Source organism: Streptomyces sp. NPDC047515, assembly GCF_040643055.1.
GTDB lineage: Bacteria > Actinomycetota > Actinomycetes > Streptomycetales > Streptomycetaceae > Streptomyces.
In genome coordinates this window covers 1-24,930 of record NZ_JBEYTM010000077.1, presented here as the reverse complement: position 1 = coordinate 24,930, position 24,930 = coordinate 1, and the positions used below count along the sequence as shown (strand labels likewise).

The 24,930-nt window shown below is 70.2% G+C and carries 24 protein-coding genes and 5 pseudogenes; 14 read left to right on the top strand and 15 right to left on the bottom strand.

From position 1 onward, the window contains the following. Positions 1 to 83 (top strand): annotated as a pseudogene (locus ABZ826_RS35345) (transposase); the annotation flags it as partial. A 612-nt stretch (positions 84 to 695) separates the two neighbouring features. On the opposite strand, the gene ABZ826_RS35340 reads toward ABZ826_RS35345, so the two are convergent. From ABZ826_RS35340 to rpmG, 5 genes and pseudogenes are all read right to left on the bottom strand, one after another. Beyond that, positions 696 to 998 carry a hypothetical protein gene (locus ABZ826_RS35340; RefSeq protein ID WP_361457970.1) on the bottom strand — a complete coding sequence of 101 codons (303 nt, stop codon included), beginning with the start codon at positions 996 to 998 and terminating at the stop codon, positions 696 to 698. 235 nt (positions 999 to 1,233) lie between these two features. Further along, a complete protein-coding gene (gene rpsR / locus ABZ826_RS35335) occupies positions 1,234 to 1,437 on the bottom strand; it encodes a 30S ribosomal protein S18 (RefSeq protein WP_361457976.1) in 204 nt (67 codons plus the stop codon). Continuing rightward, positions 1,359 to 2,261, bottom strand: a pseudogene (locus ABZ826_RS35330) (GTP-binding protein); the annotation flags it as partial. The gene rpsR and the pseudogene ABZ826_RS35330, both read right to left, overlap by 79 nt. Continuing rightward, positions 2,258 to 2,497, bottom strand: a pseudogene (locus ABZ826_RS35325) (type B 50S ribosomal protein L31); the annotation flags it as partial. The pseudogenes ABZ826_RS35330 and ABZ826_RS35325, both read right to left, overlap by 4 nt. 5 nt (positions 2,498 to 2,502) lie before the next feature. Next, a pseudogene (rpmG, locus tag ABZ826_RS35320) lies at positions 2,503 to 2,586 on the bottom strand (50S ribosomal protein L33); the annotation flags it as partial. Between the two features lie 70 nt (positions 2,587 to 2,656). Between rpmG and rpmB the strand changes: the two are divergent. Beyond that, the gene (rpmB, locus tag ABZ826_RS35315; protein ID WP_361457967.1) at positions 2,657 to 2,893 is read left to right on the top strand and encodes a 50S ribosomal protein L28; all 237 of its coding nucleotides are present in this window, start codon (positions 2,657 to 2,659) and stop codon (positions 2,891 to 2,893) included. Then, positions 2,893 to 3,198 carry a 30S ribosomal protein S14 gene (gene rpsN / locus ABZ826_RS35310; RefSeq protein WP_361457964.1) on the top strand — a complete coding sequence of 102 codons (306 nt, stop codon included), beginning with the start codon at positions 2,893 to 2,895 and terminating at the stop codon, positions 3,196 to 3,198. Before rpmB ends, rpsN begins: the two co-directional genes overlap by 1 nt. A 188-nt stretch (positions 3,199 to 3,386) precedes the next feature. On the opposite strand, the gene aztD is transcribed toward rpsN, so the two are convergent. The 4 genes from aztD to aztB are packed head-to-tail and all read right to left on the bottom strand — an operon-like array spanning position 3,387 to position 7,670. Next, the gene (gene aztD / locus ABZ826_RS35305; RefSeq protein WP_361457961.1) at positions 3,387 to 4,577 is read right to left on the bottom strand and encodes a zinc metallochaperone AztD; all 1,191 of its coding nucleotides are present in this window, start codon (positions 4,575 to 4,577) and stop codon (positions 3,387 to 3,389) included. Positions 4,578 to 4,627: 50 nt separating this feature from the next. Next, the gene (gene aztC, locus ABZ826_RS35300) at positions 4,628 to 5,581 is read right to left on the bottom strand and encodes a zinc ABC transporter substrate-binding protein AztC (protein ID WP_361457958.1); all 954 of its coding nucleotides are present in this window, start codon (positions 5,579 to 5,581) and stop codon (positions 4,628 to 4,630) included. Further along, complete coding sequence (locus ABZ826_RS35295) at positions 5,578 to 6,792, bottom strand: hypothetical protein (RefSeq protein WP_361457955.1); 1,215 nt, start codon at positions 6,790 to 6,792, stop codon at positions 5,578 to 5,580. The genes aztC and ABZ826_RS35295 overlap by 4 nt, the downstream gene beginning before the upstream one ends. Further along, positions 6,789 to 7,670 carry a zinc ABC transporter permease AztB gene (gene aztB / locus ABZ826_RS35290; protein WP_361457952.1) on the bottom strand — a complete coding sequence of 294 codons (882 nt, stop codon included), beginning with the start codon at positions 7,668 to 7,670 and terminating at the stop codon, positions 6,789 to 6,791. Before aztB ends, ABZ826_RS35295 begins: the two co-directional genes overlap by 4 nt. A gap of 66 nt (positions 7,671 to 7,736) precedes the next feature. Between aztB and aztA the strand changes: the two genes are divergently transcribed. The 3 genes from aztA (at position 7,737) to ABZ826_RS35275 (ending at position 9,834) form a co-directional block, all read left to right on the top strand. After that, positions 7,737 to 8,438 carry a zinc ABC transporter ATP-binding protein AztA gene (aztA, locus tag ABZ826_RS35285; RefSeq protein ID WP_361457949.1) on the top strand — a complete coding sequence of 234 codons (702 nt, stop codon included), beginning with the start codon at positions 7,737 to 7,739 and terminating at the stop codon, positions 8,436 to 8,438. Between the two features lie 746 nt (positions 8,439 to 9,184). Then, positions 9,185 to 9,478, top strand: coding sequence for a hypothetical protein (locus tag ABZ826_RS35280; RefSeq protein ID WP_361457946.1), 294 nt, complete (start codon positions 9,185 to 9,187; stop codon positions 9,476 to 9,478). A 5-nt stretch (positions 9,479 to 9,483) separates the two neighbouring features. Beyond that, positions 9,484 to 9,834, top strand: coding sequence for a GTP-binding protein (locus ABZ826_RS35275; RefSeq protein ID WP_361457943.1), 351 nt, complete (start codon positions 9,484 to 9,486; stop codon positions 9,832 to 9,834). Positions 9,835 to 10,011: 177 nt separating this feature from the next. Here the strand turns inward: ABZ826_RS35275 and ABZ826_RS35270 are convergent, their stop codons facing one another. Together ABZ826_RS35270 and rpmF are read right to left on the bottom strand one after the other, a co-directional pair. Beyond that, positions 10,012 to 11,193 carry a GTP-binding protein gene (locus tag ABZ826_RS35270; RefSeq protein ID WP_361457940.1) on the bottom strand — a complete coding sequence of 394 codons (1,182 nt, stop codon included), beginning with the start codon at positions 11,191 to 11,193 and terminating at the stop codon, positions 10,012 to 10,014. A gap of 6 nt (positions 11,194 to 11,199) precedes the next feature. Continuing rightward, positions 11,200 to 11,370, bottom strand: coding sequence for a 50S ribosomal protein L32 (gene rpmF / locus ABZ826_RS35265; RefSeq protein ID WP_361457937.1), 171 nt, complete (start codon positions 11,368 to 11,370; stop codon positions 11,200 to 11,202). Between the two features lie 899 nt (positions 11,371 to 12,269). On the opposite strand from rpmF, the gene ABZ826_RS35260 reads away from it, so the two are divergent. Then, entirely contained in the window at positions 12,270 to 13,484 is a 1,215-nt protein-coding gene (locus ABZ826_RS35260; protein WP_361457934.1) for an MFS transporter, read from the top strand. Beyond that, positions 13,481 to 14,572 carry a sugar ABC transporter permease gene (locus tag ABZ826_RS35255; protein ID WP_361457931.1) on the top strand — a complete coding sequence of 364 codons (1,092 nt, stop codon included), beginning with the start codon at positions 13,481 to 13,483 and terminating at the stop codon, positions 14,570 to 14,572. Before ABZ826_RS35260 ends, ABZ826_RS35255 begins: the two co-directional genes overlap by 4 nt. On the opposite strand, the gene ABZ826_RS35250 is transcribed toward ABZ826_RS35255, so the two are convergent. After that, complete coding sequence (locus ABZ826_RS35250) at positions 14,559 to 15,710, bottom strand: acyl-CoA dehydrogenase family protein (RefSeq protein ID WP_361457973.1); 1,152 nt, start codon at positions 15,708 to 15,710, stop codon at positions 14,559 to 14,561. The two genes, ABZ826_RS35255 and ABZ826_RS35250, sit on opposite strands and share 14 nt — an antisense overlap. A gap of 204 nt (positions 15,711 to 15,914) precedes the next feature. Between ABZ826_RS35250 and ABZ826_RS35245 the strand changes: the two genes are divergently transcribed. The 3 genes from ABZ826_RS35245 (at position 15,915) to ABZ826_RS35235 (ending at position 19,643) form a co-directional block, all read left to right on the top strand. Next, positions 15,915 to 17,693 carry a CoA transferase gene (locus tag ABZ826_RS35245; RefSeq protein WP_361457928.1) on the top strand — a complete coding sequence of 593 codons (1,779 nt, stop codon included), beginning with the start codon at positions 15,915 to 15,917 and terminating at the stop codon, positions 17,691 to 17,693. Continuing rightward, positions 17,690 to 19,378 (top strand): class I adenylate-forming enzyme family protein, encoded by a 1,689-nt coding sequence (locus ABZ826_RS35240; protein WP_361457925.1) that lies wholly within the window; start codon positions 17,690 to 17,692, stop codon positions 19,376 to 19,378. Before ABZ826_RS35245 ends, ABZ826_RS35240 begins: the two co-directional genes overlap by 4 nt. A gap of 79 nt (positions 19,379 to 19,457) precedes the next feature. Beyond that, complete coding sequence (locus tag ABZ826_RS35235; RefSeq protein ID WP_361457922.1) at positions 19,458 to 19,643, top strand: hypothetical protein; 186 nt, start codon at positions 19,458 to 19,460, stop codon at positions 19,641 to 19,643. A 194-nt stretch (positions 19,644 to 19,837) separates the two neighbouring features. Here ABZ826_RS35235 and ABZ826_RS35230 read toward each other — a convergent pair whose 3' ends face one another. Genes ABZ826_RS35230 through ABZ826_RS35220 form a run of 3 tightly spaced genes read right to left on the bottom strand, consistent with a single transcriptional unit; the run spans position 19,838 to position 22,097 of the window. Then, positions 19,838 to 20,641 carry a zinc ABC transporter substrate-binding protein gene (locus ABZ826_RS35230; protein ID WP_361457919.1) on the bottom strand — a complete coding sequence of 268 codons (804 nt, stop codon included), beginning with the start codon at positions 20,639 to 20,641 and terminating at the stop codon, positions 19,838 to 19,840. Continuing rightward, positions 20,599 to 21,465 (bottom strand): metal ABC transporter permease, encoded by an 867-nt coding sequence (locus tag ABZ826_RS35225; protein WP_361457916.1) that lies wholly within the window; start codon positions 21,463 to 21,465, stop codon positions 20,599 to 20,601. The genes ABZ826_RS35230 and ABZ826_RS35225 overlap by 43 nt, the downstream gene beginning before the upstream one ends. Then, entirely contained in the window at positions 21,462 to 22,097 is a 636-nt protein-coding gene (locus tag ABZ826_RS35220; protein WP_361457913.1) for an ABC transporter ATP-binding protein, read from the bottom strand. Before ABZ826_RS35220 ends, ABZ826_RS35225 begins: the two co-directional genes overlap by 4 nt. 3 nt (positions 22,098 to 22,100) lie before the next feature. Here ABZ826_RS35220 and ABZ826_RS35215 point away from each other — a divergent pair, with 3 nt between their 5' ends. The 3 genes and pseudogenes from ABZ826_RS35215 (at position 22,101) to ABZ826_RS35205 (ending at position 24,884) form a co-directional block, all read left to right on the top strand. After that, entirely contained in the window at positions 22,101 to 22,646 is a 546-nt protein-coding gene (locus ABZ826_RS35215; RefSeq protein WP_361457910.1) for a DUF5134 domain-containing protein, read from the top strand. Between the two features lie 139 nt (positions 22,647 to 22,785). Beyond that, a complete protein-coding gene (locus ABZ826_RS35210) occupies positions 22,786 to 22,998 on the top strand; it encodes a hypothetical protein (protein WP_361457907.1) in 213 nt (70 codons plus the stop codon). Then, positions 22,998 to 24,884: pseudogene (locus ABZ826_RS35205) on the top strand (heavy metal translocating P-type ATPase). The gene ABZ826_RS35210 and the pseudogene ABZ826_RS35205 overlap by 1 nt, the downstream one beginning before the upstream one ends. The last annotated feature ends 46 nt before the right edge of the window (positions 24,885 to 24,930 follow it).

Genomic DNA, 24,930 nt, shown 5'->3' with positions numbered 1-24,930 from the left:
TCCGCCGCTACATCATCTGGCGAAACCGCCATGCCGACGACCGGCGCCTACGCGCCGTCGTCGACAGGGCAAACGTTGCCTGATCCGGCACTAGAGTCGGTTCGTTCGGCGCTCCGTGAGATTGCCTGGGGATCCTCGCGCTGAGCGGCCGCGGACATGTCGGCGGCCGAGACTCGTCGAGCTCGGGGAAGTGAGCCCGGCGCCCCGCTGTGCTGACGTCCGAGAAATGACGGCGACGACCGGTCGGGCGAAGGGCGGAACCGGTGAGGCGCCGCGGGTCGGGACCGTCACAGTGCCGCGCAGTCGGCCGAGATTGGAAGACTCTCGTCCGCGCGGCCGCACGGACGCGTGCCGGAGGAAGGCGGTCGTCCGCACTGTCTCACGCTCTGCGGACTCGCATACGCACGGCAGCTTCCGGCGATCAGGCGGAGGGCGGAGAGACTGTCCCCGCCGACCGTGAAGAAGTTGGTGTTCTGGTCCAGCACCGGGCCGGGCACGTGGTACGGACGGCTCGCTGGACGCGGCCCTGGTCCTTCGTACGCTGCTGGGGGAGGGCGACAGGACCCGGTTCCGGGCGGGGGCCGGAGTCACCGAGCAGTCCGTCCCCGCCCGGGCCTCCAGCGGCGTAACAACCGTGCGATCGGCTGGCGTTCGCGCGATTCGTCCTCAGTCGACGGGGCGTGGAGACGCAGGGATCAGTGATCGTCCCAATGCCCGTCGTGCGCGGCATGCCGGTGCCCGTCGTGCACGTAGTCCATGTGGTCCTCGTGCGGCACGGCGACGTGGCCGCAGTCCAGTCCGTGCTGGTGGTCGTGCCCGTCGTGCACCGAGTGTGCCGGATTCACGCACTCGTCCACATGATCGCCGTGAGTGCGATGCAGGTGGCTGTCGTGCACGTAGTCGACGTGATCGTGGTGCGGGATCGCCACATGCCCGCACCCCGGAGCGTGCAGGTGCGGGTGAGCGGGGTGGGGGCAGTGCTCCGTGGACCTGGACATGTACTGGCTCCTTTTCGGGTCCGCTTCCTCGGCGGTGTCGGAATCGGCTGCCGGAGGAGTAGCGGCACGGCGTTTTCCGGCACATTGCGGAGCCTAACGCCGCCCGGATCCACCCGCCTCCGCAGAGCTGTCGTAGATCCGGCGTGTCATCCGGTGCGGTTGTACGCAGCTCAGAAGGGCCGTGTGCGGTGGGCGGCCCGACATGCCGGACGGGCCGCCCAAGGGCCTCCCCAGGTCACCTGCTGGAGCTGGAGTACGGCAGAAGTGCCATTTCGCGGGCGTTCTTGATCGCCGTGGCGACCTGGCGCTGCTGCTGGGCGCTGATCCGGGTGACCCTGCGGCTGCGGATCTTGGCGCGGTCGGAGATGAACTTCCGCAGCAGGGCGCGCCGCCCGTCCCGTCCCAGGAGAGCAGGGTGTCGGGGCGGTCGGCGAGCCAGAACCGGCCTTGACTGCGGGCCGCGCGCGCAGCTCGGGTCCTCCAACGCGTCGTACAGATGCTCGGGGTGGAACGGGCGGTGCCTGCGCCATACGAGGGGTGCTGACGCCGGCCTCCTCCGCCTCCTGGGGCAGCAGGGCGCAGGCCGGGTGCTGGGCGGCGCCGGCCGCTTCCACGTCGAATCCCGCGAGGGCCGGCTTCGTCAGCTCTTCCGAACCAGCCGCGGCCCGCGATCCCGTTGGGTGCAGTTGGTGGATCAGCGCCCGGTCCTCGTCGTCTGCGTCGTCGTTCTCCACGAGGGCGATGACCGAGGCGTACTCCAACTGCCTGACCCACGTATCGCCGACGGTCCGCTGGTCGGTCGCTGCGGCTGCCGGGCCGGCCTCGGCGAGGTCGTCGCCGTTGACGAGGTAGGGCAGCACGGGAGCGGGATCGACGGGCTGATCACGCTGGTCACCTCGGCCAGACCTTCGCCGTGCACGGCGACGACCTCGGCCATTGCCTTGGGCTCGACCGAGTCCCAGAGCTCGACCACGGCCATCCGGGTCACCCTGTCGGCCGCCAGGCGCTCCAGCTCCGGCATCAGGTCCTCGCACAGCGCGCAGCAGGCGCAGTCGTTCACCAGGGGGCTTCGCCGCTGGAGAGCTCGCCGGAGGTGTCATGTGCCGTCCGGTGCGCCGTGCTCCTTTCCGTCGTCGTCAGGTCGTGGTGCAGCGTGACGCTGTGGGGGACGTTCCGCAGCAGTCCTTCCACCACCTCGCGGCGGGTGTCGGAGTGCAGACCGCCGACGATGGCGACGGGCAGCTTGTGGTTGCCCTCCCTCACCGGGCCTCACGGCCGCCGTAGCGGCGCTCGAAGCGCTCGACGCGTCCTGTGGTGTCCAGGATGCGGGTGGTGCCGGTGTAGAAGGGGTGGCTCGCGGAGGAGATCTCCACGTCGACCACCGGGTAGGTGTTGCCGTCCTGCCACTCGACGGTGCGGTCGCTGGTCAGGGTGGAGCGGGTCAGGAACGCGAACTCGGCGGCCTTGTCGCGGAAGACGACGGGGCCGTAGGCGGGGTGGCTTCTCGGTTCTTGCGGGTGACGTAGGTGTGGCCCGTTCCCGCGGTGGAGCGGAGCTTGATGATCGGGCGTAGTTCGTTGCGAGCCATGGCGCTACTATATGGCAATGGTTTCCATATTCAACAGGGGACTCAGTCAATTGAGAGGCAGGTAACTTTCGTGTCCGCCCACTGCCAACTGACCGGCGCACAGCCGGGCTTCGGCAACTCCATCTCCCACTCGCACCGTCGTACGTCACGCCGGTTCGACCCGAATATCCAGCACAAGCGGTACTGGCTCCCCAGTGAGGGCCGCCATGTGCGTCTGACTCTCAGTACCAAGGCGATCAAGACGATCGACAACATCGGCATCGAAGCCGCGGTCGCCCGCATCCGGGCGCGAGGAGTGAAGGTCTGATGGCCAAGAAGAGCAAGATCGCGCAGAACGAGAAGCGCAAGGTGACCGTCGAGCGGTACGCCGCGCGGCGTACCGAGTTGAAGGAGATCATCCGTCGGCCCGGCACTCCGGAGGCCGAGCGGGTCGCCGCGGTCGAGGAGCTGCGCCGCCAGCCGCGCAATGCCAGCGCCACTCGCGTACGCAACCGGGACAGCGTGGACGGCCGCCCCCGTGGCCATCTTCGGAAGTTCGGTCTGTCCCGGGTCCGGATGCGCGAGCAGGCCCATGCCGGGTTCCTTCCTGGAGTCACCAAGTCCTCTTGGTGACTCCAGCGTGTCCATGACGGGTGGTGGCGCGGTCGGCGGGCCGTGTCACCACCCGTTGTCGTTCCCGGCCCGCAAGACCCTGTCCCAGCCGGTGGGTTTCGTCGTGGAGCGCTGTGGAAGCCCTTGCCGCGGCAGCGCGAGGAGCGCGTTCCCGATCCTCGGGAACGCGCTCCTCATGCCTCGGGGGCTCAGTGCTGCTTGACGCCGCTCAGCTCGTTGGGAGCCTTCGGCAGCTCCGTCGAAGCCAGCTGCTTGCCCGACTCGATGTCGATGGCCAGCAGCTTCTTGTTCGACGGGTCGGATACGTACGCGGTATGGTCGCGCACGAACAGCGTCGGCCGCGTCTGCTGCCAGTCCAGCGGCTCCTGCCAGGAACCGAGGGCGGGAATCTTCTTGGTGACCTTGCCGTTCTCGGGATCGATGACGTGGATCTTGCCGTCGGTGCCCAGGACGAGCGCCTCGCCGTGCGGGCCGCGGGCCAACGAACGGAAGGTGTAGCTTGTGCCGATGCCGACCAACTGCATCTTGTTCGTCTCGGTGTTGATCAGCGACACCTGCTCCGGCCGCTCCAGCTCGGCATCCTTGTCCTTCTTGTAGTCACCGAGAACAATGGGTGACTCGTCGGACCCGGCCTGGTTGCCGATCCGGCCGTATGCCGCAGGGCTCTTCACCTTCTTGATCGCGCCGTCCTTGTAGACCAGGACGCCGTCCTCGCAGCCGATGACGACCGCTTCGCCCTGCGCGGCCGCCTCGCCGTGGACTCCGGGGCACTCCTCGCTGCGGGTGATCTCCTTGCGGTCCTTGCTCAGTACGGCGATCCCGACGCGCTTCTCCTCCGTGCCGAGGGTGGTCACCAGTTCGCCGTTGGCGAGCTGGATGGCGACGCCGTGGTGCGGAGCGGCGGACTTGTACGTCTCGCTCTTCGGCTTGGTGCCGCCGAGGTCCTTGGGGTCGAAGATGCTGACCTCTCCGGTCCCGTCGGTGAAGAGGATCGTTTTGCCCGCGTGGCGCACGACGTGGCCCGGCTTGCTCCCCTCGAACTCGACGTCCGTGAGCTTTTGTCCCACGGCGTCCATGACTCGGAAGCCCGTCGAGGTCGAGACCATCACGTGACGGTCGCTGCCTGCGGGGTTGACCCGGTTGAATCCCTCCAGCGGTATGTCCTTGGCGAGCTTCAGCGTCGCGCCGTCAAGTATGTACAGACCCCCGTCGTATGTGGTGACGATCGGGTCCTTGACCTGGGCTGCCGATGAGCTCGGCGCTCTGTCCGTCTTCCTGGCGGCGGGCTCCTTGTCGCCGCCGCAGGCGGTGAGCGCGACGGATGTCGCGAGAAGAGCGGTGACGGCGGCCGCCGCCCTCGGGCGTGCTACGTGCTTCATTGCGTGATTTTCCTTTCCGTGGCTGTCGCTGATGACCGGCGACAGCATGGCTATTCGGTGCCCAGACCGGTGGCTATGGAGGTGGTATTGGCGCGCATCATTTCCAGGTAGGTGGCCGCGCCCTTTCCCTTCTCGGTGAGGGATTCGGAGAACAACGGCACGACGCCGACCTCGATGTCGCTCTCGCGTTTCAGCACCTGGGCCAGACGGTCGGGTTGGGACGAGTCCGCGAAGATCGCCTTCACGCCCGCTTTTTCGATCGCGGTGGTAAGGGACTTGAGATCCGATGCGCTCGGCGACGCAAGGGTGGTCCCGCTGGGGATCACGGCGCCCACGATCCGGAACCCGAAGCGCTGGGACAGATAGCCGAAAACGTGGTGGTTGGTCACCAACTGGCGTTTGGCCGCAGGTATTTCATCGAACTGTTGGCGCATCCACGCGGTGAGTTTGGTGATCTTCGTCCCGTAGTCCGACGCGTTCTTCTCGACGGCGGCCCGGTCGACGCCCTTCACATGCTCGGCGACCCGGTCCGCGATGAGGCCGACCGCCTTGTGGACCCGCTCCGGATCGGTCCAGAAGTGGGGGTCGGGCTCACCGGCGGTTTCCCCCGACGTGTAGGTGATCGGGTCGACGGCGTCGCCGACGGCGAGAGTGGGGACGCCGGCCGCTTCGGCGGCCTCCACATGGCGCAGGACATTCTCTTCCAGGCCGAGGCCGTTGTAGACGACCAGGTCGGCCTGTTCGATGGACGCCGCCTGCGGGGCGGAGACGCCGAAGGAGTGCGGATCGGCGTTGGCCTGCATCAGCACGGTCACCTCGGCCTCGTCGCCGACGATGTTGCGGGTGATGTCACCGAGGATGTTGGTGGTGACGACCACCGTGGGCCGGCCCTCGTCGCTTCCCGCGCAGCCGGTGACACCCAGGAGCAGCGCGCAGACCAGGGAGGCGAGGAGGGTGAGGGCGGGCAGCGAACGCCCGCGTACGGTCGCGGAGTCAGTGCTCATCGGCCGGTCTCCGCCATGTACGTCGGGGCGAAGTCGAGGGGGAAGGTCCGGGCGAGCCGAAGGCGGTCGTTGTAGTCGATCTCGTACACCTTCCGTGCCGTGGCATCGTTGACGTACGCGCGCGTGGTGTCGACCTCGATGACGGCGGACGCGTCGCCCTTCGGAAGGAGTTCCTTGCGAGCGGTGCGCTTCTTGGTGGCGATGTCGAAGGCGGTGAGCGCCCCGTCCTTGCCGAGCACAAGCAACGGAGCTCCCTCCCCGGCGGAGTTGGCCGCTACCACCGGACCGGTTTCGACGCGCGTCCAGGAGCGGTCGGTGACATCGAGGACCCAGACGGCGTCATCACCGGACGTGGCCACGAGGGTGGTGCTGCCCGCCCGGTGACGGAAGGCGGACGCACGCTCCGAGGCGTTCACGGACTTGCCGTAGGGGATCTTCTCGGCAGTGAACTTCCCCTTGTCCTCACTGACCAGCAGCGCGCCGTCGACGCATCCGAACACCACGCCCCGGCGGGTGACGGCCTCGCCCCGAACCCGAGCACACGGCTCCTTCAGCGAGGTCACCTGCGCACCGTCCCGGTCGCGGACCTCCACGGCGTCCTGACCGGAGCCCGCCGCTGTGACCAGCAGATGCCCCTGGTAGGGGACGACCGCACCGGCGCCCGCGCCGGTCAGTGCGCGACCGCGGGGAACGGTGCCGTCCTCCAGCTTCTTGCGGTCGAACACCTGCGTGTCACCCTTTGACGAGGTGACCGCGGTGACGGTCGGGTCGCTGTGGACGAAAGCGGTGTCCCTCCCCGCGATGGGTCCGACGTCGCGAATCTTGGCGCGGTAGTAGTGGACGTGGTCGCCGTGGTCCACCATCCAGGCACCGGTGTCGACGACATGTGTTCCCTCGGCGTTGCTCAGGTAGGCGAACCGGCCGTCGGTGCGCAGCCCTTTCACGTCGCCGGCTCCCTTGAGGGATGTGATGTCCTCGGTGATCAGGTCCAGGACCCGGACCGCTCCGGTGCCCGCGTCGGCCAGCGCGAGCCGGGACTGCTGCTCGGCGGCTTCTTCGGCTCCCTCGACATACCCGTGGGGTTTCGCCGGGGCCGAGGGCTTCGCGGCCGGCTTCGCGCCGCCGTCGCTCTGACAGCCGACGAGCAACCCGGAGCCGACAAGGGCGGTGCAGGAGAGAGCGGTGGCGATGCGGGTCTTCCCGAGTGTCATGACGGATGTCCGTATCCCATGTGCGAGTGGTCGGTCGTGGGGATGTGAGGCGCGGACCGCACCCATCGGTTGCGGAGGCCGGCGGCCAGGGTCGAGAGCAGGAACTGGATGACCGCCGTCGCGGCGATGGTCGCCCCGGCAGCCGTGTGGAGGTGCCACGACAGCAACAGTCCGACGAACGTCGCGCTCATGCCGAGGCAAGCGGCGCCGATCATGATCACCGGGATGCGCCGGGCCCAGGGCAGGACGGCCGCGGGCGGGGCGATCAACAGGCCGAAGACCAACAGCGTGCCCACGACGTGGAAGGACGCGACGATCGCCAGGGTGAGGAGGGCCAGCAGAGCCGCGTGCGCGATGCGCGGCCGGAGCCCCAGCGTGTGCGCCTTGCGCTCGTCGAACGCCAGGGCCACAAACGGTCGGTACCCGAGTACGGAGATCAGCAGCGCGATAACCAGGGCACCCATGAGATGGGCGAGGTCGGCCGAGCGCACGGCAAGCACATCACCGAAGAGGAACCCGGTCAGGTCGACGGCGAATGACTGGGAGCGGGAAACGATGATCACACCCAGCGAGAGCATTCCCACGAAGAGCAGCCCGATGCTGGTGTCCTGGGACAGGCGGGGCGAACGTCCGACGACGCTGACGCCGAGCGCCATGACTACCGCACTCACGGCTGCACCGAGCAGCAGATTGCCCCCCAGGAGCGAAGCCAGCGCGATACCGGGAAGCATGCCGTGCGACATCGCGTCCCCGAAGAACGCCATGCCGCGCAGAACCACCCACGTACCGGCCAGGGCGCAGATCAGCGACACGAGAACACCGCCCCACAGTGCCCGTTGCACAAAGGTCACCTCGAAGGGGCCCATCAACCATTCCATGGAGCCGGACACTACAATGAAAATGATTATCAATACAAAGAGATGTGATGGGAAGGGGTTCGAGAGATGCAGCCGCAGGTAAGGTTCGACGGCGTATCGGCCGGCTATGTGAACCGTCCGGTGCTGAGTCGACTCACCTTGCGTATACCGGCGTTCGCCACCACCGCGGTGGTCGGGCCGAACGGCTCGGGCAAGTCCACGCTGCTGGGTGTGATCGCCGGTGTGATCCCGGCGGTAGCGGGCGCGGTGGAGCACCGTACCGATAAGCGTGCGGCGTTCGTGGTGCAGCGCAGTGAGGCGGCCGATGTGCTGCCGCTGACGGTGCGGGACGCCGTGGCGATGGGGAGGTGGGGACACCGAGGGTTGTGGCGTCGGCTGTCGCGGCGGGACTGGGAAGTCGTGGAGACGAGCATGGGCAGGCTCGGCATCGCCTCTCTCGCTCATCGGCAGCTGGGAGAGCTGTCGGGCGGCCAGCGCCAGCGCGCTCTCGTTGCACAGGGGTTGGCCCAGGAGGCGGATCTGCTTCTGCTCGACGAGCCCGCCACCGGCCTTGACGTGACGGCTCAGCGCCTGATCGCCGATGTTCTGGCTGAGGTGGCGGCGGAAGGGGGCACGGTCGTTCAGGCGACGCACGACCTTGAGGCGGCCAGGGCGGCGGGGCATGTCCTGGTGCTCCAGGAAGGGCGCCTGCGGGCGGAAGGGGCTCCGCGGGAGGTGCTCACCGACGGTGCCGTCGAGCGGATCTGGCAGCTGACCGGACGGGTGTGATGCGGGGGCGAGGGGGATCTCGTGCTGGCGCCGGGAACCTTGCGCCGAGGAGCGCCGGCCGCGCGGTGGGGGCGTGCGGCTACCGCATCCGATGCCGAGGCGGTCGGGGCGCGGCTGCGCGTGGGAATGCCGCCCGGCGGCGCTCTGCCCGCCGCCCTTCGGGCGGACGCGGCTCCTCACTGTCCGGCCCACCGCAACTGATGGATAGTCAGACGCGCAAGGGTTGCTCAGTGTCGTCACCGGCGACACGCCGGCCGTGCGGGGAGAGGCTGTCGACAGGCTTCTGCGGCTTTCCCCCGCCGCGGTCGTCCTGGCTGTGTCGATCCATGGCCGGGAGGAGGGGCATCCGCCGGTCCAGCGGTTGCTCTCCGGCGACGACCCGCGCCTGGAGGCGGCCGTTCCCCGAGCAGCCACCGGAAGCCCGGCCGTGATCGCCCGTCAGGACCTGCTGTCGCTCCGTCGGGCTGCCGGCCGGGGTCACGTCGTCCTGGCGCTCCCGGGGAATCTGGACATCCTGCCCTTTCTCGTGGAGCTGTGGCGCCCTCGGACCGGCGCCACCTCCCTGGGGGGCCACTACGAGCCGGCTCCTGTCCTGGCGGGTGTCGACCCGGCTGCCTTCATGGCGGACATCGGCTGCGTCCACCGGGGCGTTCAGCTGTGGAACGGCTGGGACTGTACGGCTCCGCTCACCCCCCGCCGAAGCCGCGGCCCGGCAGGTCGAGTCCGCCGACGCGCTGTTCGTCCCCGTGACGGAAGACGTCAACAGCCGCTGCACATCAGGTGTCGCCTCTCTGACGGGTCAGCTCAACAGCAACGCCTTGCTCCTGGAATCACCCACCGACGAGCGTGCGGCGAGCCTCTCCTTCGTGCTGGTGCGGCCGTTGCCGAAGGGGTTCAGGGATCAGTGGCCGGCATGCCTGGAGCCGGTGGCGATTTCCGGCATCCGGCGCGGCGCCTCCCACTCCGTGCAGTCCGTGCTGTGGTGCTCCCGCCGCCCGGTTCATCCTCAACGGCTGGCCGAAGCCCCACCACTGTCATGAGGCGCGTGGTCCGCAGCCGAGGTCACCTCTGGCTCTCCAGCCGCCCCGACTCCGTCGTCACCTGGCGTTCCGCCGGTGCGCATCTGGAACTGCAGGAGGCCGACCGGTGGTTGGAGCCGGGAGGGGCGTCGGCCTGGCAAGCCGCCTCACCTCAGAGGCGCACCCTCGCATCCTGGTTCTGGCACGACTATTACGGGGAGCGGCGCAACGAAATCGTCCTCACCGGGGTGGACATCGACGAGCAGGCCATTCGCCTCGCCCTGGAGGGCGCACTGCTGACCGATCACGAGCTTTCGGAGGGCAGGGAGGCATGGGCCGCCGTCCCGGACTCGTCGCTCAGCAACGACCAGGGATGAAGGGAAGTCCGGACGGCCCTGCCGCCGTCCCACCCGCCCGCGCACGGAACGGATGGGCCCCTGCCCGCGGGAGTATCGGCGGGCAGGGGCCCATCTGCTGGAGGAAGACCGGGCCGGACGATGCCGTGGCTGCGACCACCGTCCGGCCCGGGGTCTCAGAGGCCGCCCGACAGGCTCTCAGGCGTGCACGGCCGCCGGGAGCGACTCCGGGTGCTCGTGCTCGCAGGCGTCGTCGATGCCGTAGGTGTCCCACACCGGGAACGGATCGGCCGTGGGCCGCGCCTCCCCTTCGTGCATCAGGCACGCGGTCAGGGCCTCATGGAGGGCTTCCGCGCGCAGCTCCGTACCGATGAACACCAGTTCCTGACCCTGCGTGGTGCTGAGGTCGCGAGCGCCGGACGGCTCGAACCGGGCCACGGAACCCGCCTGCGACCAGAGTCCGGTGACGTTCGGCCGGCTGGACAGCCAGAAGAATCCCTTGGAACGCAGAACCTGGCCGTACCGGCCGCTGTCGAGCTCCTCGGTGACGAAGGTCCACAGGCGGTCGGGGTGGAAGGGCCGATCCGAGCGGAAGACGGTGCTGGAGATCCCGTACTCCTCGGTCTCCGGCATGTGGTCCCCGTTCAGTTCCCGAACCCAGCCGGGGGCCTGCTGGGCCCGTTCCAGGTCGAAGAGACCGGTGCCGAGGACATCGGACAGCTCCACGCGCCCACGGCTGACGGGGACGATCCGGGCGACCGGGTTGAGACGGTTCAGTGCGGCGATGAGCTGCTTGCGCCGCTGCTCGTCGACCAGGTCCAGCTTGTTCAGCACGATGACGTCGGCGAATTCGATCTGGTCCATGAGCAGGTCGCTGACCGTGCGCTCGTCATCCTCGTACTGGTCGAGTCCCCGCTCGGCGAGTCCGTCACCCTCCGCCAGTTCGAGAAGGAAGTTGGCCGCGTCGACCACGGTGACCATGGTGTCGAGCCGGGCGAGATCGCCGAGCGTGGCGCCGTCGTCGCGGGGGAAGGAGAAGGTCGCGGCCACCGGCATCGGTTCCGAGATGCCGCTGGACTCGATGAGCAGGTGGTCGAAGCGCCCCTCGCGGGCGAGCCGGTCCACCTCCTCGAGCAGGTCGTCGCGGAGGGTGCAGCAGATGCACCCGTTGGTCATCTCGACCAGGCGTTCTTCGGTGCGCGACAGTGCGGCCTCACCGCCGCGCACCAGTGCCGCGTCGATGTTGACCTCGCTCATGTCATTGACGATCACCGCGACCCGCAGGCCCTCGCGGTTTCGGAGGACATGGTTCAGCAGGGTGGTCTTCCCGGCCCCCAGGAACCCGGAGAGGACGGTGACGGGCAGGAGGTCCTGCGTCATGAAGGATCAGCCCTCGGGGTGCAGGAGGCCGCGCTCGACAGCTTTCACCAGTCGCTGCGGCACCTGGTAGACGGAACCGTCGATGGTGACCGGTACGAGTTGGGGCGTTGTCGCCTTCCACTGCGCGCGACGGTGCCGGGTGTTGCTGCGGGACATCTTCCGCTTCGGGACTGCCATGAGGGGCCTCCTGGATCGTGGTCAGCTTGAACGCTATATGAAAACGATAGTCAATACCAAATGGGCTGGTCGCTGTGTGGTCGCTCGCCCGTCGGTGACGTGTGCGCTTGGCGTGTACGCCAACGCGGTCCGCGAGTCCCTGGGTGTTCCCTGGGGTCTCAAGCAGCCGCTGTCGGAGAACATGGGGTATGCCTCGCCGCCGCATATGGTGATGACGACGTCCGACTCGCGTACCGCGTAGGTTGGGTGGCTCACTCCGCGAGGCACGCAACACCCGCACTTGACGCTCGGGTGACGCTGGTTTCCGATGTCCTGGTGCGGCTACCTGGTGCTGGTGAACGGGGCGACGACAAGACGACCTCGGTGTCTGGGATCACGCTGGACAGCTCAGTTCCCCAAACCCGGGACGTGCTCCTGGCCGGTGGCTGGCGGGGGCTGTAGCGGCATCGCTGACGCCTCGGAGGATCGGCGGGCTTCTTCCCCTTTGGGTGAAGCCGTCGTCCGTCGAGGTCCTTCGGGACCGCGCCCAGGTGCCCGTCACATCAGAGTGGGTGTGACCACGGCGTGAGCCCCGGTCGTTTCACCGTTCAGCCTGTCACTCTCTGGCGGCGGGGCGGCGGATCGCGCCCAGCCTGGGGGAGTGATCAGCAGGCGTCCGATGACAGTGGAGAGCTGCCAAGAGGTCCTCGTAGCTTCAGGCTCGGTCTGCGGGGATCACTGGCTGTTCCGCCGGCGCTCGCTTCGGAGCTCGCCGAGCGCCGGCGGAACAGCGGAGACACCGGCGGTCACTTCGTGGGATGTGTGGCGCAGGACACAAATCCGGCTGGGAACTGGTTCGTTGGGGCGGCCGACCACTGTGGTGACCGGTAGCGAGCGCGGCAGCGGGAAGCGGAGACACGGTGGCGAACGGCGCGGTGACAGCGAAGGCGACATCGGAGTCCGGCAGATCGGCCGGCGCCGGACTCACCGTGCTGCTGACCTGCGCCATGGCCTTCTCGATGCTTCAGTTGTTCCTGTTGGGCGCTCTTGGTCCCCGGCTCGTCGATGACTTGGGGATCTCGCCCACGATGCTCGGCCTCACGACGACGATCGGGTTCGGGACGGCGGCGTTGCTGTCCCCCGGGGGCGGGCGGATCGTGGACCGGATCGGCCCGCGCCGTGCGCTCGTCGTACTGCTGGTGGTCTCCGCGGCGGCACTCGCCCTGATCGGTGCCGCGCCCGGTGCCGCGCTGCTTCTGGCGGCGGTCGCACTCGGAGGCGTCCCGCAGGCGCTGGCGAACCCCGCCACCAACAAGGCCGTTCTCGCGGCCGTTCCGCCTCCCCGGCGGGGATCGGTGACCGGCGCCAAGCAGTCCGGAGTCCAGCTCGGTGCGTTCGCCGCCGGTTTGCCGCTCGCGGCCTTGGCCGGCGGTATCGGCTGGCGTGGTGCGGTGTGGACAGCCGCCGGTGCGGCTCTGCTGACCGGCCTCTGGGCGCTGCGTGCGCTCCCGACCGACCCGCCGTCACCGTGCACGGGCGGCCGGGTTTCGCTGGTGCCACGCGGCTTCGTCGCCTGGCTGGCGGTCTTCTCTCTGTTCCTGGGGAGTGGCATCGCCTCCATCAATACCTACCTCGCTCTGTTCGGCGTACGGGAACTGGGGTTCGACCCGGTGGCGGCTGGTGCTCTGGTGGCCGTTCTCGGAGTGGCGGGCATCGTCGGCCGGGTGGGGTGGTCGAAAGCCGCCCGGCCCGGACGGGCCGAGTGGCTGCCCGGCTGGCTCGCGGCCGGGGCGGTGATCGCGGCCGTGCTGCTCGCGCTGGCGTCTCTGGCGGCCCCGTTGGCCTGGGCGGCTGCCGTCGCCGTCGGGGTCTTCGCCGTATCGGGCAACGCCGTCTCCATGGTGCTGGTCCTCCAGCGCGCCGCGCCGGGCCGGGCGGGGCAGGACTCGGCGCTCGTCGCGGCGGGCTTCTTCGCGGGGTTCGCCCTGGGGCCCCCGGTCTTCGGGCCGTTCGCGGCAGCCGGTCGCTACGGAGCCGGCTGGCTTCTGGTGGCGGTGGAGTTCGCCGCCGCCGGCGCGGTGGCGTTCGTGTGGGCGGTGCGGGACCGCCGGGGGCGGGCCGGGAACACATCGTGAAGCAGAAGGAGTGGGCCGACCGAGCGATGGCCCTGGTGATCGAGCGGGTGGCCACCACCGAGCGGGAAGTCGGCGTGCGCTTCCCTCTGTTCGCCGACCCGGCCAACGGACGCTGGAACACCACCGGACGCGGTTCGTGGACGGGTGGCTTCTGGGCCGGGCTGCTGTGGTTGCGGGCGCGCCGCACAGGAGCCGCCGCGGACCACCGTGCCGCGTCGCGATGCACCGCGCGTCTGGCTCCCTGGGTGGATGCCGACACGGCCACCCGGGGCCTGATCCTCTGGTACGGAACCGCCCTGTCCTTCGACGACCCGCAAGCCGACGAGTTGCGGGAGCGGGCCGCGCACGCCTGTCTGGGCGCGGTGGACCCCGTACTCGGTCTGGTTCCCTGGGGGGCCGCGCTCGGCGGCCCCCGACTCCTCGCTCGCGCCGACGGCGTACCCGGCATGGTGCCCCTGCTGTCCGCCGCCGGGCCCGAGGGGGCCGCGGCGGCGACCGGGCATCTGCTCCGACACCTCGACCTCTGCCTGGGCGACGGTGACGAGGGCCGGCCGTGGAATCGGCCGGCCTGGAGTTTCGATACGGAGTCGGGTTGGCGGCCCTGCGGGGATCCGGCGCCGGGCTGGAGCCGGGGTCGGGCCTGGCTGCTCCTGGCGGTCGCCGACGCGCTGCGTCTGCCGCAGGTCATGGGAGTGCGGCCGCAGCGCGTGGCCGCCGAGGCCGAGCAACTCCTGTCGCAGGGTGGCTTCTTGACCGGGCCGCTCGTGCCGCGTGCCGATGCCGACCGCGCCGACGGCCCCCTGGATACGTCAGCCGCCGCCATTACGGCTGTGGCTCTGCTGAAGCTGGGCCGCCTGCCGGGCCCCCGGGCCGGGGAGTGCTCCGAGCGCGCCGAGGCCATCCTGCACCGGCTGGCCACGGTTCACCTGTCCGGACGGAACGGGATCCGGCCCGCCGGGATGCTGCTGGACGGGTGCTACGACGCCGGCCGGGACACGGCCGTGCGGCACGAGTTGATCTGGGGCGACTTCTTCCTCGCCTTGGGGCTCGGCGCACTGACCGGCCTGACCGGGGTCACGGACGTGTAGGGGACGTCCGTCCGTAGGAGCGCAGGACACGCTGTGCGACGGACGTGATGTGCAGTTCATCAGGGCCGTCGAGGATGCGTGCGGCCCGGCCGGTGCGGAAGAGGGCAGGCAGCACTGTGTCCGGCCCGAGACCGGCCGCTCCGTGGACCTGTATGGCCGCGTCGGCGATCTGCTGGAGCATCCGGGCGGCCGCCACCTTGGCGAGCCCCACCTCGGTGCGGGCATCCTGCCCGGCATCGATCAGTGCGACCGCCGCATGGACGAGCGGCCGGGTGGTGCGCAGCGCGAGCAGGGCATCGAAGACGTGCTGCTGGACGAGTTGGTGGTCGGCGAGCGGGCCGCGGGACCCGCTGCGGGAGACGGCTCGCCGGCACATGAGGTCGAACGCACGCTGGGCCTGGCCGAGCCAGCGCAGGCAACGCAGTATGCGGCCCCGCTGGAGACGCTCCCCGGCGATGGAGAGGGCCTGGCCTCGTTCGCCGAGAACATGGTCGGCGGGCACACGGACGTCGTCGAGCTCGATCTCCCACTGGCCGCCCGTCCCGAACACCGGGAGTTCCCGTACGACCCGGAACCCCGGGGAATCAGTGGGAACCAGGAGGAGTGAGAGCCCGTCGCGGTCGCCCGGCTGCCCGTCGCTGCGTGCCAGGACCGTCACGAGGTCGGCGTCCGCTGCTCCGGAGGTGAACCACTTGCGTCCGGTGACGGCCCAGCTTCCGTCCGCTTGGAGCACTGCGCGGGTGTGGGTCAGCAGCGGGTCGGTGCCGGGCACGTCGGGTTCCGTCATCGCGTAGCAGGTCCGTATCCCTCCGGCGACGAGCCGCCGGAGATAGTTCTCGCGGACCCTGCTCCGGGCGTGCCGGGCCAGCATCGTCACATCCAGCAGGGAAGCGGATCCCAGCGCGGCGGGTCCGTGGTCGCTGGCGCCTTCGGCCTCGGCCAGTTCTGCGTACTGGCCCAGCGTCAGGCCACCACCGCCCAGGGACGAAGGCAACGGCAGCGCCCACAGTCCTTCGGCCTGTGCCTCCCTCTGCACCATGCGCAGCGCCCGGGCTGCATCGGGCCCTCCCGCGTCCAGTGCCGGCTCCTGAGGCATGACGCGGCAGCGGACGAACTCCTCGACACGGGCCGGCAACACCGAGGGGGCGGGGGGTCCTTCACCCGCGGGGATGTCTTTGCTCTTTCGACCGGTCACGGCTTCCTCCGTTGGGCGGGAACTGGTGGCAACGACTGCCCGACTGTCTCTCTACGGAACAGGTCGGGTGCATACGCGCCCGGGTTCCCGAGTTCCGGGACGTTCCTGACGGCACGGGCCGTCGGGCCGGGCGAGAAGAGGAGAAACATGGCCCCATCAGCCACCAAGCAGACGGTCGGGCCGCTCGACACCCTGCGCTTCGACGCCTACGGGCCACCGGAGATCACGACCGTGGTCGCCGAGCATCTGCGACTGCTCGGCGCCCAGCCCTCCGAGAGCACGACAAGGGCCGGGGCGGCCGGACTCATCGAACTGGGAGGCGGTGACATCGCCCCGTTGCGGGCCCACACCCCATGGGCCGGTCAGGAAACGGGCATCGCCGACGAGGCCACCGTGCAGGCCGCCACCGGCATCATGGCCGTGCACGGCCGCCGGGACGGCGCGCCGCGCGGCCTGGCGGCCGACTACGTCGCCACCGCCACCGGAGTCCTCACGGTGCAGGGGCTGCTCGCCGGGCTGTTGGCGCAGGCCCGGGGCGGCCGCGCCCCCGCTGATATCACCACCGGTGCGGACCGGGCCGGACTGCTCGCCGTCTCCCAGTACCTCGCCGCCGCCGGGGCCGAGGAGGGTGAAGCGGCCGAACTGGCTCCGGGAGGACCGCCGTTCACCTCGGCCGAAGGAGTCCTCTTCGAACTCGAAACCCTCGACGCCGGAGCCTGGGCCGCCTTCTGGCGCGCTCTGGACGCTCCGGCGGAGGCGATACGCGCCAGTTGGCGGCCGTTCCAGTTCCGGTACGCGACCGCCTGCGCCCCTATTTCCCCGGCACTGCACACCACAGCACGGGGCCACTCCTTGCCGCGCATCCTGCGTGCCGCCGCCATATCGGGAGCCGAGGTGTGCGCCCTGCGCACGCTCGCCGAGCGGCAGGACGAACACGACGGCGCCCCACCCTGGACCCTGGACCTCCTGGCCCCCGGCAGCAGGAAGAGTGCCCCCGGGCCTTCCACCGGCCGGCCCCTCGAGGGACTGAGAGTGCTGGAGGCCGGGCGCCGGATCCAGGCTCCGCTGACGGCGCACCTTCTGGGGCTGCTCGGTGCCGAGGTGATCCGTATCGAGCCGCCGGGCGGTGACCCGCTGCGCGGCATGCCGCCCGCCTGCTCCGGAGTCTCCGCCCGCTGGCTCGCACTCAACCGGGGTAAGCAGGCGGTGGAGATCGACATCAAGTCGGACGCGGAGCGCCGTCGGTTGCGGGAGATGGCGGCCGACGCCGATGTGTTCCTCCACAACTGGGCTCCGGGCAAGGCCGCTGAACTCGGCCTGGAAGCGGCGGACTTCGCCGCTGTCAACTCCGCGCTGGTCTACGCGTACACCAGTGGCTGGGCCGGCCGTCTGCCCGGTGCCCCGATGGGCACCGACTTCATGGTCCAGGCCCGAACCGGTTTCGGTGAGGCGGTCCGTCCCCAGGGCGAACCGCCCGCCCCCTCCCTGATGACCCTGCTCGACGTCCTGGGCGGGCTGCTCGGTACCGAGGCCGTGCTCGCGGGACTGCTGCTGCGGGAGCGTACCGGTCACGGCGTACGCGTCGACTCCTCCCTGCTCGGCGCGGCGGACACGCTCACCGCTCCCGCTCTGGGCCGGGCGGCCCGGGGCGAGCATCCGAGACGGCCCCCGGGATTCCGACGCCCGCTGCCCACGGGCGACGGCTGGATCGCCCCGAGCGACCGGTGCGCCGACGCCGCAGCCTCCTACGACCTGCGCGACCGTTCCACGGCCGATGCACTGAGCCTGTTGCGCAGCCATGCCCTTGACGCCACCCGAGTCACCGCGGACCTGTCCGACCTGCACCACGACCCGCGCTTCGCCGGCTCGATCAGCCGCGACGCGCACGGCGCCCCCGCTGTCCCCGACCCCTGGAGTTTCGCGTGAACGTCGCCCTGCACGACCTGCTGCCCACCGGACTACGCCGCTCCTGGGCCGTCGACGGCATCTGCCCGGACCTCGACCTCTACAGCCTCTTCCGCGCCCGTCAGATCGCCGACCCGCACCGCACCGCGATCCTGGACGCGAAGGGAAAGCTCTGTTACACCGCACTGGACCGCAAAGTCCGATGTCTGGCCGCCGGCTTGGCGGACCTCGGCATACGGCCGGGCGATGTGGTCGGCGTGCAACTGCCCAACCAGCGCAACGCCGTCATCGCCGATCTCGCGCTGGCCGCCCTCGGTGCGGTCGCCCTGCCCTTCCCTGTCGGCCGCGGCACCCTGGAAGCCGAATCCCTCTTGCGCCGCGCCCGGGCCGTCGCCGTCATCGCTTCCATCGAGCACCGGGAGCTCCCTCACGCCGCGGACCTCCACGGCCTTTCGGCCGCACTGCCCGTTCTGCGGCACATCATCGCCGCCGGACCGGGCACGGCCCCCGAAGGAACGATTCCGCTCTCCACGCTGCTACGCCACGACCCGAACGGCTTCGTCCCCGCCCGGCCCGACCCCGACAGCGCGGCCCGTATTCTCGTCTCGTCCGGGTCCGAGTCCGAGCCGAAGATGGTCGCCTACTCGCACAACGCCCTGGCAGGCGGCCGCGGCAACTTCCTTGCTTCACTCATGCCGGACACCACACCACCCCGGTGCCTGTTCCTCGTACCGCTCGCTTCCGCCTTCGGCTCCAACGGCACCGCCGTCACCCTCGCCCGGCACGGCGGCACCCTCGTCCTCCTGGACCATTTCACCCCCCAGGCAGCCCTCGCCGCCGTGGTGGAACACTCGCCGACGCACATCCTCGGGGTGCCGACCATGGTGCGGATGATGCTCGAACGGCTCGACGAGACCGGCGAGAAGATGCCCGCGCCGACGGCCCTGGTGCTCGGTGGGGCACCGCTCGACGAGAGCACCGCGACAGCCGCCGCCGATGCCTTCGGCTGCCCGGTCGTCAACCTGTACGGCTCCGCCGACGGCGTCAACTGCCATACCGGACTGGGCCATCGGACTCCGCCCACCGACGCCTCCGGCGTCGTCGCAGGACGCCCCGATCCCCGGGTCGCCGACATCCAGGTCGCGGACCCCGACACCGGTGGACCGTTGCCCGACGGCCGGGTCGGCGAGATCGTGGCCCGCGGACCGATGACACCGCTGTGCTACGTCGGCGCACCGGAACTCGACGCCCGCTACCGTACCGCCGAGGGCTGGGTCCGCACCGGTGACCTGGGTTTCCTCGACAACGTGGGAGTTCTGCACCTCGTCGGCCGACTCAAGGACGTCGTCATCCGTGGGGGCGCCAATATCAGCCCCGCCGAGGTGGAACGGGAACTGCGCTTCCACCCGGGGGTTCGGGACGTGGTGTGCGTCGGCATCCCGGACGACCTGATGGGCGAGCGTCTCGCGGCATGCGTCGTCCCAAGCTCCGGCGAGCCACCCACCCTCGAATCCCTCGGTGATCACCTGACCGAACGTGGTCTGGAACTGCGCAAGCACCCCGAACGACTGCTGGTAGTGACAGAACTCCCGCTGACCCCGGCAGGCAAGACCGACCGCGCCGCCCTGCGGGAGCACCTGACACAGGCCCCGTCGGCGGCCCCTGCGTCGACTACCGCCCGGCTGCCGCTCGCGCAGGCCGGCTGAGCGCGGTTCGGGACGCGTCCCCCGCCCCGAACCCTTCGAGAGAACTGCCCCACCCGGCACATCCCGACAGGAGAACCGAATGAACCGCAGGAACTTGCTCCGGGTTTCGTCCACGATCGGCGCCGCGACGGCGACAGCGGGAATCGCCGCCACCGCACGGGGCGAACACGGCGCGGACGCGGCGACCGGCATCGAAGCCACGCTGGAGTACGAGGCCCGCGCGACGGTACGGACATCGCCGGCGCCCGTGCCCCGTCAGCCGTAGTACGCCGACGGGGTGGGGGCACCTTCCGTGCCCCCACCCCGGACGTCACCCGGTGCGCACCGAGGGGACCGCCCCGACGGGCACATCCACCACGAGGAACAAGTGACGAGTCGGCCCGGGGCACACCTGCGGCCCGCCTCCGGGACTGCTCGTGGCGCGGATCATGCAGGCGGGGCGCTCCCGTCATGCGCCTTTCAGGAAGCGTCCATAGCGGTCCTGAGCTCGTTCGCCGCGTTGCGGTACACCGTCAGCAGGTCGAGATCGTCCCCCGGGTAGTTGACGATCTTCACCTGGGTCGCGCCGGAGTCCGGCAGAACGGTGCCCGTGGACATGTGCGCGTTGTCCAGGACCAGAGCGGGCTTCGCCTTCGACAACTCCGCGAGCTGCGCCGGGGTCACCGCCTCGGGTCCGTACGTCCCGACGATGGTCGCGCCCGCGAGTTTCGCCGACCAGGCCGTGAAGACCTGTGTGACCACGTTCGGGCTCTTCCCTCCGGGCCACGCCGCCTTCAGTTCCTTGGACAGCTTGGTGTACTCGGCGTCGAAGGTGGCCTTCCACCGGGTTGCGGCCTCGTCGGTGCCGAACTTCTCAGCCAGTTCGGCGACCTCGGCGTCGACCTTGTCGGCGTCGTTGTCGAGATTCACCTCGATGAGTTCGGCCTTCGAGCCGGCGGCTTCCTTGATCTTCTCGGCGTACGGCTCGAACGGGGCGTAGAGCACGAAGTCCGCCTCGGCGACGGCCGCCAGGTCCGAGGGCTTGGGGTCGTAGTCGGGGGCGTGGTGCACGGACTGCGGCACGATGACCTCGATGTCCTGAGCGCCCGCGGCCTTGGCGAAGGCGCCTTCCCAGGTCGTGGTGACCACGACCTTGGGCTTTCCGCTCTCCTTGCCGGAGGCGCCGTCGGCCGAGGTGTCACTGTCCTCCCCGCACCCGGAGACCAGGATGAGCGCCGCGCTCAGTGCGACGAGGGAAGGGATGCGGAGGCGGTTGCGCGCCATGGGGTGTTTCTCCGTTCGGGTATGAGGTGCGCGGCGAGGACGACAGCCCCCGCCGTCAGGACGAGGACCGGGCCAGGTGGCCAGTCCAGCCACAGGGCGACGAGGAATCCCGTCAGGTTGACGACGATGCCGGTGCCGACGGCCCACGCGACGATCGATTTCAGTGAGCTGCCCAGCCGCCGGGCCGCGAGTGCGGGTAGCAGGGTGAGTGCGTCGACCAGCAGGGCGCCGGTCAGTTTGATCGCCCCGGCGACCGCGACCGCGACCAGGACCAGGAGGATTGCGGTCAGTGCCCGTACCGGGACGCCTGAGCACTGGGCCAGCTCACGGTCGTAGAGGAGCAGCCCCACGTCCTGGCGACGCCACCAGAACAGTCCGGGAACCACGACCGCCAGCACGGCTAGGACGACGATGTCCGCCGTGCCCACGGACAAAATCGATCCCCACAGCAGAGCGAAGGCCCCGGAAGCGTTGACACCCGAGACGGCCAGGACGAGCAGTGCGGCGGCGATGGCCAAGCTCATCAGCAGCCCCATCGCGCCCGACAGCCCGTCTGGTGTACGGGCCAGCGGAGCCACTCCCGCGCCCGACAGGGCGCAGGCCGCCAGGGCGCACAGCATCGGATCGAGCCCGGCCAGCAGGCCGATCGCGATCCCCAGCAGTGCCACGTGCATCATCGCGAAGCGCACCGGCATGATGTCGAGGCCGACGATGACCACACCGACCACCGGCAGGCCGATCGCCGCCAGGAGCAGGGCCAACCCCGCTCGCTGGACGGGGAGCAGTTGCAGCAGTTCGCCCACGTCTGCGGTGGCCAGGGTCATCGGACCTCCCGCAGTCGGCCGGCGGCCATCTCCAGGACCCGGTCGCAGCGGTCCGCGAGCGCCCGGTCGTGCGTGACGACGAGCAGGGTGACGGGCAGCGAGATCAGGACGTCGGCGGCCTCCGCCTGGCCGCTGAAGTCCAGTGCGGCGGTGGGTTCGTCGGCGAGCAGCACTCCGGCCCCCGCCGCGACGCAGCCGATGGCCCGAGCGAGATACATGCGCTGCAGCTGGCCGCCGGAGAGAGTGTGAAGAGGACGGGTGACCAACCCGTTCACTCCTAGCCGCTCCGCTGCCTCACCGGCCTCGGCACGCGCCGAGCTGCTGGCGAGAAGTTCCTGTCCCAGGAGCGGAAAGCGGCCTGCGGCAGGCTTCTGCGGAATCCAGGCGCAGGCACGCCGTCGCCAGGACCACTCGGCGGCCGTGCCCGTGCCCCGACCGCCGACCAGGATGCTGCCGCTCATCTGCCGGTGCAGGCCCAGGACGGCTCGTAGCAGGGTGGTCTTCCCGGACCCGTTGGTGCCGGTCAGCGCCACCCGTTCACCCGCCGCGACCGTCAGGTCCACCCCGGCCACGGCGTCGACGCGGCCGTGTCGACAGCCGACCCTCCGCATGGCTATGTCCAGCCCGCCCATCACATGCCTCCTCCGCGCGGTGCGGTCGGCTCCTTCGTCCTCCCACGGGGCAGTAGTCGAGCAGGGACCCCGGAAAGTTCCCGCGTGAAATCAGTGCTGCTCCCAGGCGCGTCGACGCTCCCTCAGGGAGTCGTTCAGCAACGGCCTCCCGTGCCGCACGTCGTCATGACCGGCGCGATGGCCTGGACGGTCGCGGTCATGGCCGCATCGATGTCCATGGGAGGGTCGGGAACAGGCGGCGGGCACGCCGGGCGCGATATGCCGGGGATGGGCATGTCCGGTCCGGGCGCCCTGGGGGCGATGGAGCTGAGCGGTGCGAGCGACCGGTGGAGTGCAGGGATCCTCGCGCTCGTCCTGCTCGCGCCGGCCCTGTGGTGGCTGGCCCGGGGCTTCGACACGGGCCGCCTGGCGCACCGCCCGGACGGGTGTGGCGTGGCGTCCGACTTCGCCCGGGGCGCCCTCGACCTCGGCTTCCACGGGGTGATGTCCCCGGGGATGGCGGTGATGTTCGTCGTCATTGCTGTGAGGCGCCGTCGGGGGCGGGAGTGACGAATGCCCGTTATGTGGCGCAGGTCACTCGGGTGAGGGGGAACTCGCGCCCCGGCCGGCCCGCCCCCTGGACTGTACGGCCGCGACCTCTTCCGGCGCGGCCCCGCACCCAGCCGGAGCCACTCTCATGGACCACTCCGTGACGCCCCCTCCTGGACGGCGTTCCGTTCTCACCGCCCCCTATGTCGCCTGCGCGGGTTTTCTGCTGCTCCTCGCCGCCGTCTTCGCCGCCTCGTACGGGGTGGGGACCCTCTCCGGCCCGGTCGCCCCGGACATGCGCGGGGTCTCCCACCAGAACGATGACCCCGACATGGGGGACATGGGCGGCACGGGGCACGGGGGCGATCACTGATGGCTCAGGACACAGCCCCGCGTCTGTTCGTCACCACGGACCTGGCGGTGGGAGGGATGACCTGCGCCGCATGCGTGCGGCGGGTGGAGAAGAAGCTCGGGGCGCTGGAGGGTGTCACCGCCACCGTCAACCTGGCTACGGGCATGGCCCGCGTCCAGTACCCACCCGGTCTCGGCACGGAGCCGCTGGTCGAGGCCGTCGAGAAGGCCGGCTACACGGCGAGCCTGCCCGAGCCCGAGCGAGCGAGCGAGGCCGGCGAGGAGGCGGATCAGCCCGGCTTGGGAGCGCCGCAACGCCTGGTGGTGACGGCGCTGCTCGCGCTCCCAGTCCTGGTGCTCTCGATGGCACCCTCGCTCCAGTTCCGCAACTGGCAGTAGCTGTGCTTCGTGTTGACCACGCCCGTCGCGTTCTGGGGTGCCTGGCCCTTCCACCAGCGAGCACTACGCGGACTGCGCCACGGCGCAGCGACGATGGACACCCTCGTCTCCCTCGGCGTCCTCGCCTCCTTCTCCTGGTCGGCCTACGCGCTCTTCCTCGGCGGAGCGGGTGACCCGGAGATGCGGATGCCCTTCACCCTCCTGCCCGCCGCCTCGCACGGCGTCGCGCACATCTATCTGGAAGCAGCGGTCGGCGTCCCGCTCTTCGTACTCCTGGGCCGGCACCTGGAGGCCCGCGCCCGGCGCGGCACCTCTGCGGCACTGCGCTCCCTGGCGGAGCTGGGTGCCAAGGAAGTGACGGTGCGGGAGCCCGGGACTGAGCGGCGCATCCCCGCCGAACAGCTCGTCGTGGGCCAGGTCTTCGTCGTACGGCCCGGTGAGCGGGTGGCCACCGACGGCGTGGTCATCGAGGGCACCTCCGCCGTGGACCTCTCCCTCGTCACTGGCGAGACCCGGCCCGTGGAAGTCGCGGCCCGCACCTCCGTGACGGGCGGCGCCGTCAATGCCGGCGGGCTGCTGCTCGTACGCGCCACCGCCGTGGGCGCCGACACCCAACTCGCCCGTATCACACGGCTGGTCACCGAGGCGCAGGCCGGGAAGGCTCGCGCACAGCGACTCGCGGACACTGTCGCCGGATTCTTCGTGCCCGTCGTGCTCGCCCTCGCCGCGACCGTGCTGGGCTTCTGGCTCGGCGCAGGGGCCGACGCGCAACCCGCCGTCACGGCGTGCGTCGCCGTCCTCGTCGTCGCCTGCCCCTGCGCCCTCGGACTTGCCACCCCCACCGCCCTCATGGCCGCCACCGGGCGCGGCGCCCAACTCGGCGTCCTGGTCAACGGGCCCCAGGCCCTCGAAGCCCTGCGGCAGATCGATACCGTCGTCCTCGACAAGACCGGCACCCTCACCTCCGGCCATCTGAGCGTCGTCGCCATGACTGTGCGCGAGGACGGGCTCGCGACTGGGGAGGCGCTGCGCCTTGCCGCCACCGTGGAGAGCGGGTCCGAACATCCGCTGGGGCGCGCCCTCGTGGCACACGCCCGGCGGACCCTTGGCGAGGACGCGGTCCGGCCCGAGACGCTCGCCGGCTTCGTGACCACGCCCGGCAAAGGTGTCCGGGGCATGGTCGAGGGCACCGCTGTGGAGGTCCGCGCCCCGGAGGGCGAACTGTCCGGCGTGCTCGGCGCGGCGCTCGCCACCGCGTCGGACGCCGCGCACACTCCGGTCGTCGTACACGTCGACGGCCGTCCCGAGGCGGTCGTCGCGTTCGGCGACGTGGTGCGGCCCGGCAGCTACCACGCCGTGGACCGGCTGCGCCGCCTCGGTGTGCGCCCGGTCCTTGCTACCGGAACTAATCGCTTCACCATCGGGCTTCAGCCCGATGGTGAAGCGATTCTGAGAGGTGCTCTAACCTCGATCTTTCGTGATTGGTCGTCAGCTTTGGTTGGCGGCTGATGCGTCGTTGTGGAGAGTGTGCGGGCAAGCGGAGGGCCCGATCGTC

Bases quoted from the DNA above. Each gene is read 5' to 3' on its own strand.
- rpmF (WP_361457937.1), bottom strand. From the start codon at position 11,370: ATGGCAGTCCCGAAGCGGAAGATGTCCCGCAGCAACACCCGGCACCGT.
- aztA (WP_361457949.1), top strand. From the start codon at position 7,737: ATGCAGCCGCAGGTAAGGTTCGACGGCGTATCGGCCGGCTATGTGAAC.
- ABZ826_RS35340 (WP_361457970.1), bottom strand. From the start codon at position 998: ATGTCCAGGTCCACGGAGCACTGCCCCCACCCCGCTCACCCGCACCTG.
- ABZ826_RS35225 (WP_361457916.1), bottom strand. From the start codon at position 21,465: ATGACCCTGGCCACCGCAGACGTGGGCGAACTGCTGCAACTGCTCCCC.
- ABZ826_RS35230 (WP_361457919.1), bottom strand. From the start codon at position 20,641: ATGGCGCGCAACCGCCTCCGCATCCCTTCCCTCGTCGCACTGAGCGCG.
- ABZ826_RS35220 (WP_361457913.1), bottom strand. From the start codon at position 22,097: ATGGGCGGGCTGGACATAGCCATGCGGAGGGTCGGCTGTCGACACGGC.
- aztB (WP_361457952.1), bottom strand. From the start codon at position 7,670: ATGGAATGGTTGATGGGCCCCTTCGAGGTGACCTTTGTGCAACGGGCA.
- ABZ826_RS35235 (WP_361457922.1), top strand. From the start codon at position 19,458: ATGAACCGCAGGAACTTGCTCCGGGTTTCGTCCACGATCGGCGCCGCG.
- ABZ826_RS35270 (WP_361457940.1), bottom strand. From the start codon at position 11,193: ATGACGCAGGACCTCCTGCCCGTCACCGTCCTCTCCGGGTTCCTGGGG.
- aztD (WP_361457961.1), bottom strand. From the start codon at position 4,577: ATGAAGCACGTAGCACGCCCGAGGGCGGCGGCCGCCGTCACCGCTCTT.
- ABZ826_RS35295 (WP_361457955.1), bottom strand. From the start codon at position 6,792: ATGACACTCGGGAAGACCCGCATCGCCACCGCTCTCTCCTGCACCGCC.
- ABZ826_RS35245 (WP_361457928.1), top strand. From the start codon at position 15,915: ATGGCCCCATCAGCCACCAAGCAGACGGTCGGGCCGCTCGACACCCTG.
- aztC (WP_361457958.1), bottom strand. From the start codon at position 5,581: ATGAGCACTGACTCCGCGACCGTACGCGGGCGTTCGCTGCCCGCCCTC.
- ABZ826_RS35215 (WP_361457910.1), top strand. From the start codon at position 22,101: ATGCCTCCTCCGCGCGGTGCGGTCGGCTCCTTCGTCCTCCCACGGGGC.
- rpsN (WP_361457964.1), top strand. From the start codon at position 2,893: ATGGCCAAGAAGAGCAAGATCGCGCAGAACGAGAAGCGCAAGGTGACC.